The organism is Glaciecola sp. MF2-115, from assembly GCF_047250385.1.
In the GTDB taxonomy this organism is placed as follows: domain Bacteria; phylum Pseudomonadota; class Gammaproteobacteria; order Enterobacterales; family Alteromonadaceae; genus Glaciecola.
In genome coordinates this window covers 21,367-33,655 of record NZ_JBLBVM010000037.1, presented here as the reverse complement: position 1 = coordinate 33,655, position 12,289 = coordinate 21,367, and the positions used below count along the sequence as shown (strand labels likewise).

The 12,289-nt window shown below is 42.1% G+C and carries 13 protein-coding genes; 10 read left to right on the top strand and 3 right to left on the bottom strand.

Annotation, left to right across the window (positions count from 1 at the left end):
• The first annotated feature begins 123 nt into the window (after nt 1-123).
• The 10 genes from lpxD (at nt 124) to ACKLNX_RS02760 (ending at nt 8,783) form a co-directional block, all read left to right on the top strand.
• Nucleotides 124-1,143, top strand: a complete 1,020-nt coding sequence (lpxD, locus tag ACKLNX_RS02805) for a UDP-3-O-(3-hydroxymyristoyl)glucosamine N-acyltransferase (RefSeq protein ID WP_412971136.1) — start codon at nt 124-126, stop codon at nt 1,141-1,143.
• A gap of 214 nt (nt 1,144-1,357) precedes the next feature.
• Nucleotides 1,358-2,614 carry a serine hydroxymethyltransferase gene (gene glyA / locus ACKLNX_RS02800; protein ID WP_412971135.1) on the top strand — a complete coding sequence of 419 codons (1,257 nt, stop codon included), beginning with the start codon at nt 1,358-1,360 and terminating at the stop codon, nt 2,612-2,614.
• A gap of 80 nt (nt 2,615-2,694) precedes the next feature.
• On the top strand, nt 2,695-3,144 hold the full coding sequence (gene nrdR / locus ACKLNX_RS02795; protein WP_014108109.1) for a transcriptional regulator NrdR: 450 nt from the start codon (nt 2,695-2,697) through the stop codon (nt 3,142-3,144).
• Complete coding sequence (gene ribD / locus ACKLNX_RS02790) at nt 3,144-4,346, top strand: bifunctional diaminohydroxyphosphoribosylaminopyrimidine deaminase/5-amino-6-(5-phosphoribosylamino)uracil reductase RibD (RefSeq protein ID WP_412971134.1); 1,203 nt, start codon at nt 3,144-3,146, stop codon at nt 4,344-4,346. The genes nrdR and ribD overlap by 1 nt, the downstream gene beginning before the upstream one ends.
• An 87-nt stretch (nt 4,347-4,433) precedes the next feature.
• Nucleotides 4,434-5,090, top strand: coding sequence for a riboflavin synthase (locus ACKLNX_RS02785; protein WP_411694851.1), 657 nt, complete (start codon nt 4,434-4,436; stop codon nt 5,088-5,090).
• A 133-nt stretch (nt 5,091-5,223) separates the two neighbouring features.
• Nucleotides 5,224-6,330 carry a bifunctional 3,4-dihydroxy-2-butanone-4-phosphate synthase/GTP cyclohydrolase II gene (ribBA, locus tag ACKLNX_RS02780; RefSeq protein WP_411694850.1) on the top strand — a complete coding sequence of 369 codons (1,107 nt, stop codon included), beginning with the start codon at nt 5,224-5,226 and terminating at the stop codon, nt 6,328-6,330.
• Nucleotides 6,331-6,398: 68 nt separating this feature from the next.
• Nucleotides 6,399-6,875, top strand: a complete 477-nt coding sequence (gene ribE / locus ACKLNX_RS02775; protein ID WP_411694849.1) for a 6,7-dimethyl-8-ribityllumazine synthase — start codon at nt 6,399-6,401, stop codon at nt 6,873-6,875.
• Nucleotides 6,876-7,298: a transcription antitermination factor NusB gene (nusB, locus tag ACKLNX_RS02770; RefSeq protein WP_411694848.1), complete on the top strand. Its 423-nt coding sequence runs from the start codon at nt 6,876-6,878 to the stop codon at nt 7,296-7,298. It abuts the gene before it with no gap.
• A gap of 4 nt (nt 7,299-7,302) precedes the next feature.
• Nucleotides 7,303-8,277, top strand: coding sequence for a thiamine-phosphate kinase (gene thiL / locus ACKLNX_RS02765; protein WP_412971133.1), 975 nt, complete (start codon nt 7,303-7,305; stop codon nt 8,275-8,277).
• Nucleotides 8,277-8,783, top strand: coding sequence for a phosphatidylglycerophosphatase A (locus ACKLNX_RS02760; RefSeq protein WP_412971132.1), 507 nt, complete (start codon nt 8,277-8,279; stop codon nt 8,781-8,783). The genes thiL and ACKLNX_RS02760 overlap by 1 nt, the downstream gene beginning before the upstream one ends.
• A 137-nt stretch (nt 8,784-8,920) precedes the next feature.
• On the opposite strand, the gene dxs is transcribed toward ACKLNX_RS02760, so the two are convergent.
• From dxs to xseB, 3 genes are all read right to left on the bottom strand, one after another.
• Complete coding sequence (gene dxs, locus ACKLNX_RS02755) at nt 8,921-10,780, bottom strand: 1-deoxy-D-xylulose-5-phosphate synthase (protein WP_412971131.1); 1,860 nt, start codon at nt 10,778-10,780, stop codon at nt 8,921-8,923.
• Between the two features lie 256 nt (nt 10,781-11,036).
• A complete protein-coding gene (gene ispA / locus ACKLNX_RS02750) occupies nt 11,037-11,927 on the bottom strand; it encodes a (2E,6E)-farnesyl diphosphate synthase (RefSeq protein WP_412971164.1) in 891 nt (296 codons plus the stop codon).
• 17 nt (nt 11,928-11,944) lie between these two features.
• A complete protein-coding gene (gene xseB / locus ACKLNX_RS02745; protein WP_411694844.1) occupies nt 11,945-12,178 on the bottom strand; it encodes an exodeoxyribonuclease VII small subunit in 234 nt (77 codons plus the stop codon).
• Between the last annotated feature and the right edge of the window lie 111 nt (nt 12,179-12,289).

Sequence of the window (12,289 nt, the reverse complement as noted above, 5' to 3'; positions counted from 1 at the left end):
TACAAAATTTGCTAAATCCGAGTTTGATTGATTGAATTGTAAGGACTTTGGCTATTAAGTACTAGCAAATATCTGTGATATCATCGATAAAATAAGATAAAAGCTCACAAATTAAGGAGTCGTATGCCAGCGTCTTACTCTTTGCAGGAACTTGCACAACATATTGGTGGTGAATTACAAGGCGATCCAAAAGCCATTATTACTAGCATGGGCACACTTGAGGGTGCTAAAGAAGGACAAATGTCTTTCTTAACCAATTCAAAATATAAGAATGACATGTTAAATACAAAGGCTACGGCAGTTATTCTTAAAGAGGCTGATGCTGAGTTTTGTAAAAGTAATAAAATTATTCATACAGATCCGTATGTTGCCTTTGCTAAAGCTGCGCAATTGTTGGATTCCACTCCTGTTCAGGATAAAGGTATTTCAGAATTTGCGTACATACACCCAACGGCAATCATTGGCGAGAGTGCGAGCATCGGACCCGGTGCAGTTATTGAAAAAAATGTAAAGATTGGCGACAACGCTGTTATTGGCGCGAATACAGTAGTGGGGGAAGGTGCACAAATTGGCGATGATTTGAATTTACGGGCGAATGTGACCATTTACCATAAGGTTGTACTAGGCAATCGTGTGTCAATTCATAGTGGCACAGTGATTGGCTCTGATGGCTTTGGCTATGCTAACGACAAAGGTGTTTGGGTAAAAATACCGCAAACAGGGACTGTGCAGATTGGCGATGATTGTGAAATTGGAGCTAACACTTGTATTGACCGTGGTGCATTAGATAACACGATTATTGGCAATGATGTCATTATCGATAATCTTGTACAGATTGCACACAACGTAACTGTTGGTGATCACTCTTGTATTTGCGGTGGAACTGGCATTGCAGGCAGTTCAAACATTGGTAAATATGTGGTGATCGCGGGTACTTGCGTCGTAAATGGACATATTGATATTTGCGACAAGGTGCAAATTACAGGTTTTAGCATGGTTACGAAGTCAATTACACAACCGGGTGTCTATTCTTCAGGCATGCCTGTACAGCCAAATCGTGAGTGGCAAAAAAACACGGTGAGACTGCGTCAAATAGATAAATTAGTAGAGCGTGTTAAAGCATTAGAGAGCCTGCATAAGTAGGCTTTACAATTGCTTATATTTAATTCCAATAAAGCCTATACAAGCGGCTTAAAATGCTTAAAATATCGAGTCTAAAAATTAGGTAATTAAGCATAATTCAGAGTTTTCTAGCAAAGTTAATCAAATTCATACAATTCGCTTCTTATTTGTCTGAACATTAACGCCTTTTAAGCTACTGAAATACATACGCAAACAAGCTGAGCAGGGGACACACATGTTATCAAGTAATATGAATATTGCAGAATTCGATCCAGAATTGGCTGCTGCGATAAAAAACGAACACCAACGTCAAGAACATCATATCGAGCTTATTGCGTCTGAAAACTACTGTAGCCCAAGAGTGATGGAAGCGCAGGGTTCGCAACTTACTAATAAATACGCTGAAGGTTACCCTGGTAAGCGTTACTATGGTGGTTGTGAATACGTTGATATTGCAGAAGAATTGGCAATTGAAAGAGCGAAACAGTTATTTAACTGTGATTATGCTAACGTTCAACCGCATTCTGGTTCACAAGCAAACACTGCTGTGTTCATGGCTTTGATCGAAGCGAATGATACCGTATTAGGCATGAGCTTATCGGATGGCGGTCACCTTACACACGGTTCACATGTTAACTTCTCTGGTAAAACTTATAACGCCGTTCAATATGGTTTGCATCCTGAAACTGGCATTATTGATTATGAGCAAGTAGAAGCTCTCGCGTTAGAGCATAAGCCTAAATTGATTATTGGTGGTTTCTCTGCTTACTCTGGCATCGTTGATTGGGCACGTTTTCGCGAAATCGCAGACAAAGTCGGCGCGTACTTGCTAGTCGATATGGCTCATGTTGCTGGCTTGGTTGCAGCCGGTGTTTATCCTAGTCCTTTACCACATGCCCATGTTGTCACGACAACTACACACAAGACATTAGCCGGCCCACGTGGTGGTTTAATTTTGGCAGCAAATGGCGATGAAGCTTTTTACAAAAAGCTAAATAGCTCAGTGTTCCCTGGCAACCAAGGTGGTCCTTTGTGCCACGTTATTGCAGCTAAGGCTGTTGCTTTTAAAGAGGCCCTTGAGCCAGAGTTTAAAACTTATCAGCAGCAAGTACTAAAAAATGCAAAAACGATGGTGTCTGTTTTACAAGATCGCGGTTACAAAATCGTGTCTAACGGCACAGATAACCACTTGTTCTTGCTAGATCTTATCGATAAAGACATCACTGGTAAGGCCGCTGACGCTGCTTTAGGTAATGCTAATATTACGGTAAACAAAAACTCAGTACCAAACGATCCAAGATCACCATTCGTTACAAGTGGTCTGCGTATTGGCTCTCCAGCTATTACACGCCGCGGCTTTAAAGAAGAAGAAGCGGCTCAAGTGGCTACTTGGATGTGTGACGTTTTGGACAATATTGAAGATCAAAGTGTTATCGATAGAGTGAAGGGTGAAGTCGTTGCATTATGTGAGCGCTTCCCTGTATACGGCTAGTCTAGGTTTAGAATTTACATAAACTTAGTAACAGGCCATACACTAATGTATGGCCTTACTTATTTTTGGAGCAGTAGCTCATGTTTTGTCCGTTTTGTTCAGCACAAGAAACCAAAGTAATTGATTCTAGGCTCGTAGCCGATGGAGCACAGGTGCGCAGGCGCCGCGAGTGTCTTGAATGTCATGAACGTTATACTACTTTCGAAATTGCTGAATTAGTTATGCCTAGGGTTGTTAAACGAGACGGTTCTCGTGAACCTTTTAACGAAGACAAGTTAAGAGCCGGCTTACAAAGGGCCCTTGAAAAACGTCCTGTAAGCACAGAACAAGTTGAAAACTGTATTGTGCGCATTAAGTCATCCTTGCGTGCAACAGGTGAGAGGGAAATTAAAAGTGAGTTGGTAGGGAGTCTGATTATGGATGCCCTGAAAGAGCTCGATAAAGTAGCTTATGTACGTTTTGCTTCGGTATATCGTTCGTTTGAAGATATTCGCGAGTTTGGTGAAGAAATTGCCAAGCTAGGTGATTAATGCCCAAGTTTACTAAACTCGATGCCCAATGGATGTCGCTAGCGCTCAAGCTAGCATCTAAAGGGCGTTTTTCAACTACACCCAATCCGAATGTGGGTTGTGTTATTGTTGATGCTAAAAACAATATAATAGGCACGGGCTATCATCAAAAGTCAGGTCAAGCTCACGCAGAAGTCAATGCCTTAGTTGATGCGGGTTTCGTTCCTCATCAAAACACTGACATTAAAACAGCTAACTCTCAGTCTAAACCAATCACTGAAGGCGCTACAGCTTACGTAACACTCGAACCTTGCAGCCATGTTGGAAAAACACCTCCCTGTGCACTAGCGCTGATTGAAGCAAGAATCAGTCGAGTAGTAATAGCGAGCGTTGATAAAAATCCAGAGGTAAAATATAAAGGCATTCAACTCTTATTGGATGCCGGCATTAAAGTCGATGTTGGACTTATGGAAGCAGAAGCTGACAAGCTAAATATCGCATTTAATCATCGAATGACTAAGAATCGTCCCTTCGTGACAGTAAAATTAGCAACAAGTCTCGACGGCAGAACGGCCTTGGCAAATGGCAAGAGTAAGTGGATAACTGGCACGAAGGCAAGAGCGAATGTGCAGGTGGAGAGGGCACTGAGCTGTGCTATTTTAAGTGGTGCAGATACAGTTCTTGCCGATGACCCTAAGTTAAATGTGCGTTGCGACGAATTACCAGAGTTTGAAAATACACTTTTTAAACAACGCGGAACTCAGCCAATTCGCATTATCATTGATGGTCAGAATAGACTCGACAATAGCTATCAAATTTTTCAGGACGAACATCCAGTAATAGTCTTCAATGCAGAACATAACAAAAACTTGAGCACATTGAATGTGGAGCAAATTCAAGTTGGCTTAGTAGATTCAAATAATATTCGGACGTCAGAAGCTCGGAAGTATTTGGATTTACAGGCTATAATGCATGTCTTGGCAAAAAAACAAATCAATAGAGTGTGGACTGAAACAGGATCTGCCTTATCCGGTGCGTTAATGAATGCCAATTTAGTAAATGAATTAATCATTTATCAAGCACCTATGTTACTAGGTAGCGATGCTAGAGGCGCCGTAGATATTGGTGTACTGAACAATTTGGATGAGGCTATCAAGCCCGACTTGCAAGAGGTGATTCAAGTAGGGAACGATCTAAAATTACGCTTATCTATTACAAGCTAGCAGCGAATAAACACAACGAACAAGTTTAGCTAGAAATAAGTAGCTAGAAATACATAGCCAAAAAAACACAATAAGGAGTGCGCTTGCATGTTTACTGGGATTATAGAAGCTAAAGGACAGATAAGGTCTTTAGTGAATCATGGTGATGACATTCGCCTGACAGTAGAGACAGGCAAACTGGATATGAGTGATGTTGCTTTAGGTGACAGCATTGCAACCAATGGCGTTTGTCTAACGGTTGTCGAATTCGGTGAGCACCACTACAGTGCTGACGTGTCCTCAGAAACTATAAAGTATACAGGCTTTGCTAACTATAGTAATGGCAGCTCTGTTAATTTAGAGAAAGCAATGCGGGCGGATACTCGTTTTGGCGGACATATTGTCAGTGGGCACGTTGATGGAGTGGGCGAAGTTATTTCCGTGACCGATCATCAACGCTATGTAGAAATTTGGGTGAAAGCACCCGACGAACTTGCAAAATATATCGCTCACAAGGGATCTATTACAGTCGATGGTGTTAGTTTGACGGTGAACGAAGTGAAAGGTGCGTCTTTTATGTTGTGGTTAATACCTCATACATTGCAAGAAACCGTCATCGGTGATTACACCAAAGGCACTAAAGTGAATTTAGAAGTAGATGTTATTGCACGTTACCTCGAAAGATTAATGCTCGGTGATAAAGCGGCTGATGAAAAGCAAGATATCAGCATGTCGTTTTTAGCAGAACATGGCTATTTGAAGTAAATTTATTATCGATTGAAGGCATAAGCCACAAGAGCTAACGCAGTGTCATCAGCGTTAAATCAGGCTTTTCACAACAGATTTTTAAAACAGATTTTTTACAACAGACTTTATACAACATATTAAGAGAACAGTAATGGCGTTAAACACAACACAGGAAATTATTGAAGACATCAAAATGGGCAAGATGGTCATTTTGATGGATGATGAAGACCGTGAGAATGAAGGTGATCTCATCATGGCTGCGGAACATGTAACGCCTGAAGCTATTAATTTCATGGTTACTCATGCACGTGGTCTCGTTTGTTTGCCAATGACTGCAGAGCGATGCCAACGTTTGAAGCTACCTTTGATGGTAGATAACAATAATGCGCAGTTCTCTACCAATTTCACCGTTTCTATCGAAGCAGCTGAAGGTGTAACTACGGGTATATCAGCCTCGGACAGAGCTCGAACTGTGCTAGCAGCAGCAAGTCCAACAGCAAGCGCTAAGGATATTGTTCAACCAGGTCATATCTTCCCACTTATTGCGAAAGAGGGCGGTGTTCTAAACAGAGCTGGTCACACTGAAGCCGGTGTAGACCTAGCAAGGCTGGCAGGCTGTGAGCCCGCTTCAGTTATCGTCGAAATTTTAAATGATGATGGCACGATGGCAAGAAGACCTGAGCTTGAAGTGTTTGCTAAAAAGCATGATTTGAAAATAGGTACAATCGCCGACCTCATCGAGTATAGAAACTTAAATGAGACAACCATCGAGCAAGTAGCGACCTGCAAGCTACCAACGGCCTTTGGTGATTTTGAGCTGATTACATTTAAAGATGTGATCGATGAGCAAGTTCATTTTGCACTCAAGAAAGGGGATATTGTTGAAGATCAACCCACCTTAGTGAGAGTACATTTGAGCAACACCCTAAGTGACTTACTAGGTTCAACGCGAGCCGTGAGCCGCTCAATGCCATTGTCGGAATCTATGCAACGTATCAACGATGAAGGTGGCGTGCTCGTTCTCCTTGGTAAAAAAGAAGACATTATTTCACAAGTTAAACAGTTTGAAGCGGAAGATAGTGGCGAAGTAGCAGAAGGAAAAGCTTGGCATGGCTCTTCACGCACAGTAGGCGTGGGCAGCCAAATTCTAGCCAGCTTAGGGATTAAAAAGATGCGCTTATTGAGTAAGCCAGTCAAATACTCCGCACTGTCAGGTTTCGGTCTTGAAGTGGTCGAATACATTTACGAAGAAAAATAAACCCTTTTAGTAATTAATATTCGCGTGACTTGTGGTATACTTCGCGCCGATTTTTTTGGAGAGCAAAAATGATAGAAATTGAAGGTAATATTCGCGCAACAGGCAAAAAATTCGCCATCGTTGTAGCACGCTTTAACAGTTTTGTAGTTGAAAGTTTGTTGGATGGTGCATTAGATACGCTTGACCGCCATGGTGAAGTTAACACTGATGACGTGACTGTAGTCCGTGTACCAGGCGCTTACGAATTACCTATCGTCGCTAAAAAACTCGCAGAAAAAAATAAATATGATGCCATTATTGCACTAGGTGCCGTAATACGTGGCGGTACTCCGCATTTTGATTTTGTTGCTGGTGAATGCAACAAAGGTTTGGCTCAAGTTTCGCTAGAAGCCGGTATTCCAGTGGCATTTGGTGTTATCACTACCGACAGCATCGAGCAGGCAATAGAGCGTTCAGGCACAAAAGCCGGAAACAAAGGTTCAGAAGCAGCGTTAAGCGCACTTGAAATGGTTAACGTTATTAGCGCTATTGAAGAGGCTAACTAAGTGAAACCTGCCGCGCGACGCAAAGCTAGAGAGCTAGCAGTTCAAGGTCTATACGGTTGGCAAATGAGTGGCAACCAGATAGAACAGATTGAGCTAAGTATTGCTACTACCAATAATATGCAAAAAGTAGATATGGAATACTTTCAAGCACTTTTGCGCGGAGTCGCAGAGAGAACAGAAGAACTAGACAAGGCTATCAAGCCTTATCTTGGACGCTTACCTGAAGAGCTTGATCCTGTTGAAAAAGCAATTTTACGCTTAGCAACCCTTGAGTTGCTTGAACGATTTGATACACCTTTTAAGGTGGTTATTAATGAATCAATTGAATTAGCAAAAACTTTTGGCGCTGAAGAGAGTCATAAGTTCATCAACGGCGTATTAGATAAAGCTGTTAAAACACTCCGAAAAGACGAAAGAAGCTAATTCAGTGAAAGAGTTTGATTTAATTGGTAACTACTTTGCGAAAGGTGGTTATGTGCGTAAAGATGTGCTGCTGGGCATTGGCGACGATGCAGCAGTCACAAAAGTACCTGTCGGACAATGTGTTGTTACAACCACAGACACACTTATTGAGGGCGTTCATTTCTTGGCAGAAACAGCGCCTGAAGCGATTGCCCACAAAGCAATCGCTGTAAATTTAAGTGACTTATCGGCGATGGGTGCTGAACCGGCATGGATTAGCCTATCATTATCTTTACCTAGCATTGATGAAGGTTGGGTCAAAGCCTTCTCAGAAAAAATTCATAGCCTCAGCCATTATTTCTCTTTCCAATTGATCGGTGGTGATACGGTTCAAGGACCTCTCAGTATTACTGTCACGGCCCAAGGTTTCATTCCGGACGATAATCAAATAACTCGCAGCGGCGCCCAAGCGGGCGATTGGATTTTAGTGACTGGATGTTTAGGTGATGCAGGGCTTGGACTTGATTTACTTAGAAACAAAGTGAAAATCACTAATCCTGAACATGCAGCTTATTTAAAAAATAGGCATTGGTTTCCAACACCAAGAGTTTTGGCGGGTACGACCCTTCGCAGAATTGCAAGCTCATGCATAGACATATCTGATGGTTTACTAAAGGACTTAGAGCATGTGATCTCCCGCTCTGACGTTGGTGCCCTAGTTCAGCTTGATAAATTACCTATTTCAGAAGCTCTTGGTGAAAGTATTGAAGATGTCGTTGATGCTGTCACTTATGCAGCTACGGCGGGTGATGATTACGAATTGCTCTTTACGGTGCCTGAAGAACAAAGAGTTCATATCGAAACCTCACTAGCTAGTTACAATATTCCAGTTACCTGTATTGGGCAAATTACCGGAGCGAAAGGGAAGCTTGATCTTCGTCTTGACGAAAAACCTTTCGAGTTTGAATCTAGGCTTCACGGTTTCGAGCATTTTTCTTAATGGATAAAGTTCTGCGCCAAAGAGTTAGTATGAAAAATCCAATCCACTTTTTGGCCTTGGGTTTTGGCTCTGGTTTAGTTCCATTAATGCCCGGCACGTTTGGCTCATTAGCTGCAGTCCCCATCATTTATGCTATGAGTTTTCTATCCTTTAAACTCTTCATTGCGATCACGTTGTTTAGTTTTTTCATTGGTATTTACCTTTGCGGCAGAACCGCAAGGGACATGAAAATGCATGATCATGGCTCGATCGTATGGGATGAAGTTGCTGGTATGATGGTAACGTTTATTGCAATCCCTATTAATCCTTTGTCTTTACTACTAGGGTTTTTGCTTTTCCGCTTTTTTGATATCCTGAAACCTTGGCCAATACGTGTGTTTGATAAACGCGTGCATGGTGGGTTTGGCATTATGATTGATGATATTGTCGCTGGCGTGATGGCGTGTGCTTGTTTGCATGGACTATTTCATCTATTGCCTGCTATCTTTGAAATCAGTCCATTGTAGTTCGTTCTGACCTTACTACTCATTAATACTCAATACTTCATTCTTTACTAAATTCGTATTTACAAATCTGCGACACGCTTGTGTCGCAAATTCCTTCTCTTCAATTAGATTACGCAGCTCAAAGTATTAATAGCGTACTAACTATTTGCTTCAACAGCTTTGATGATTCCATCGGTATCAAGCCCAAGCTCTGCATACATTTCTTGCTGAGTACCTTGCATAATGAATTCGTCAGGTAAACCTAGTTGTACTAAATTCGGCGTGAGTTTGTTTCTGAATAAAGCTTCTGCAACACCACTGCCGGCACCGCCAGCAATTGCGCCATCTTCTAGTGTGACCAATAAGTCATGAGATTTTGCGGTTTTAACTAAGGCGTCTTCATCGAGCGGTTTAACAAATCGCATATCAATTAATGTCGCATTCAACTTCTCAGCGGCTTCTACAGCGTAAGGCATCAATGTACCAAAGTTGAGAATTGCCACCCTTTCGCCAGTTTTGACAGTAAGGGCTTTACCTATTTCTATCAGCTGCATTTCGCCAGTAGCATCAATACCAGAACCTTTGCCTCTTGGATATCTTACGGCTGCAGGTTTATTCGCTTTATGGCCAGTATAAAGCATGTTTCGGCATTCTACTTCATCAGATGGCGTCATGATTATCATATTTGGAATACAGCGCAGAAAACTAATATCAAACGCGCCTTGGTGTGTTGGGCCATCGGCTCCGACTAAACCCGCCCGATCAATAGCAAATAATACAGGTAAGTCTTGGATGGCAACATCATGAATTAGCTGATCATATGCGCGTTGAAGAAAAGTAGAGTATATAGCTACTATCGCATTTTTTCCCTCACGTGCCATACCTGCAGCCAGAGTAACTGAATGCTGCTCGGCGATGGCAACATCAAAGTATTGCTCAGGAAAGCGCTGTGAAAACTCAACCATGCCAGAGCCTTCACGCATCGCCGGTGTGATAGCCATTAAATCAGGATCAAGCTGTGCCATATCGCAAAGCCAAGTACCAAAAATCGCAGAGAAATTGGGTGAACTTGGAGCAGACTTTGGCAATCGTTCTTCCAAATGATTAAATTTAGGAACAGCATGCCATTTGATAGGATCTTGTTCAGCTTGTTCGTAACCTTTTCCTTTCTTGGTTACGACATGCAGAATTTTTGGCCCTGACATTTTGCGCATATTTGCAAGTGTATCGACTACCGCGTGAACATCATGTCCATCGATGGGACCAAAATAGTTAAAACCGAGCTCCTCAAAGATAGTACCCGGAACTACCATGCCTTTAATGTGTTCTTCTGCTCTGCTCGCGAAATCTTTTATAGGTGGTACTGAACTTAATAACTTTTTGCCACCATCACGAATGCTGTTAAATAAATTTCCTGTCAAAAGGCGAGCAAGATGACTGTTCAACGCTCCTACGTTTTCCGAAATCGACATCTCATTGTCGTTCAAGATAACTACCATGTCTTTAGCGATATCACCAGCGTGATTCAAGGCTTCAAACGCCATACCTGCAGTCATCGCACCGTCGCCAATCACAGCAACAACTTTGCGCCCTTTATCTTCTTGTTCAGCAGCAATCGCCATACCTAGCGCCGCACTAATTGAAGTTGATGAGTGACCAACGGCAAAGGTGTCGTATTCGCTTTCAGGTGGCCACGGGAAAGGGTGAAGCCCACCTTTTTGGCGGATCGTAGTCATACGATCACGGCGGCCTGTCAATATCTTATGAGGGTAAGCTTGATGACCCACATCCCAAACGACGCGATCGAATGGTGTATTGTATACATAATGCAAAGCAACGGTTAGCTCAACGGTACCGAGGCCTGAGGCAAAATGGCCGCTACTTAAGCTAACACTATCAAGCAGATAGCGACGCAGTTCATTTGCAATTTTAGTTAGTGCTTCTTTTGGTTGAGCACGTAACTCTACTGGTGTGTTTGCTTTCGCTAAATTTGGATAATCAGCTAGGTTTAACGTCATTGTGTTTTTAATCTTCTGTCATTGATACCGCGTACTCATGTGATTATAGCATTATTGATGAGTATCTAAGGTGTCTTTTCTATTCGTAATCCGTTTACTTTGGCGTGCATTTTGTAATAATTTTTAAAATGCAAAGCGTTTCATGCAACGAGTCTTGTGCCATGTGCCTAAAACACCGCTAATAAGGCAAAAGTCTATAGCTGAGACTCTAAAGCTGAGAATCTAAAACTGAGTGCGCAGAGCTAAGTGACTAAAGCTAATACTTTCTTGAAACTAAATAATCCGTAAACGCCTTTAATTGTTCCGTATCGTATGGCAAAGAGCTAATCGCTTGAAGTGCTTCATGATGTAGCTTTTGTAAAAAGCTCTGCGAACCTTCCAAGCCTAAATGCGACACAAACGTGTTTTTGTTTAACTCAAAGTCAGAGCCTTGCGGCTTTCCTAAAGTTTCACTGTCAGATATGACGTCTAAAATGTCATCTTGAACTTGAAACGCTAGGCCTACCTTTTTTGCATAGCGTTGCAACAACTCGGTTTCTTCATCCGTAATGCGTGGTGCGAGAATCGAACCGAGTGAGACGCAAGCACTTAACAATGCACCCGTTTTTAATTGGTGAAGCTGGGTGAGTTGTTCCAATGAAATATCATTTCCTGTTGCTATCAAATCAATGCTCTGTCCTGCACACATGCCATTGACCCCAGAAGCCTTTGCTATCACTCGTGCTAAATCTATTCGTTTGGCATCATTCGGTGCTGACAATGGATGATTTAGTACGATTTCAAATGCTAAAGTTTGCAGTGCATCTCCAGCTAGAATTGCTGTCGCTTCACCATATTGAATATGGTTTGTTGGCTTTCCTCGGCGCAACGCATCGTCATCCATGGCCGGTAAGTCATCATGTATTAAGGAATAGGCATGAATACATTCAATTGCCATGCTTGCAACATCGAGATCATCTTGATCTGCGCCGAGCATTTCACCCACAATTGAAAGCAGCAGTGGGCGCATTCGTTTGCCACCGCCGACAGCGCTATACTTCATTGCTGCGACTAATTCATTAGCAGTTTGTGTTTGCTGCTCTATAAACTGTGTTAGCTTTTGATCAATGCGGGCTTGTACGTTTTGCTGGATACTGGAAAATGACATTTCGGATGACATGAGGTCTACAGCTCGTCACTATCGAAGTCGCTTAGTGTCTCTTCACCATTTGACTGCATCAAGATTTGCACTTTCTGCTCAGCTGCTTTTAACTGAGCCTGACTTTGACGTGCCAACTGAATACCACGTTCAAATTTCTTTAATGACTCTTCCAAGGGAATGTCACCTTTTTCCATTTCTACTACGATTTCTTCCAGCTCTTGCATAGCTGACTCGAAGGATGTTTTTTGTTCTGTCATTAACTTCATTTTTCTTTATAAATGCTTGGTCAGAACCTTAACTGAGGGGCGATTCAAGGTCAATTGATTTGCCGCAATATCAAGAAAAATATTCCTTTGTTTATAAAGCTT

Excerpts from the sequence above, each read along its gene's own strand:
- lpxD (WP_412971136.1), top strand. The coding sequence starts at position 124 with ATGCCAGCGTCTTACTCTTTGCAGGAACTTGCACAACATATTGGTGGT.
- glyA (WP_412971135.1), top strand. The coding sequence starts at position 1,358 with ATGTTATCAAGTAATATGAATATTGCAGAATTCGATCCAGAATTGGCT.
- nrdR (WP_014108109.1), top strand. The coding sequence starts at position 2,695 with ATGTTTTGTCCGTTTTGTTCAGCACAAGAAACCAAAGTAATTGATTCT.
- ribD (WP_412971134.1), top strand. The coding sequence starts at position 3,144 with ATGCCCAAGTTTACTAAACTCGATGCCCAATGGATGTCGCTAGCGCTC.
- ACKLNX_RS02785 (WP_411694851.1), top strand. The coding sequence starts at position 4,434 with ATGTTTACTGGGATTATAGAAGCTAAAGGACAGATAAGGTCTTTAGTG.
- ribBA (WP_411694850.1), top strand. The coding sequence starts at position 5,224 with ATGGCGTTAAACACAACACAGGAAATTATTGAAGACATCAAAATGGGC.
- ribE (WP_411694849.1), top strand. The coding sequence starts at position 6,399 with ATGATAGAAATTGAAGGTAATATTCGCGCAACAGGCAAAAAATTCGCC.
- ACKLNX_RS02760 (WP_412971132.1), top strand. The coding sequence starts at position 8,277 with ATGGATAAAGTTCTGCGCCAAAGAGTTAGTATGAAAAATCCAATCCAC.
- dxs (WP_412971131.1), bottom strand. The coding sequence starts at position 10,780 with ATGACGTTAAACCTAGCTGATTATCCAAATTTAGCGAAAGCAAACACA.
- ispA (WP_412971164.1), bottom strand. The coding sequence starts at position 11,927 with ATGTCATTTTCCAGTATCCAGCAAAACGTACAAGCCCGCATTGATCAA.
- xseB (WP_411694844.1), bottom strand. The coding sequence starts at position 12,178 with ATGACAGAACAAAAAACATCCTTCGAGTCAGCTATGCAAGAGCTGGAA.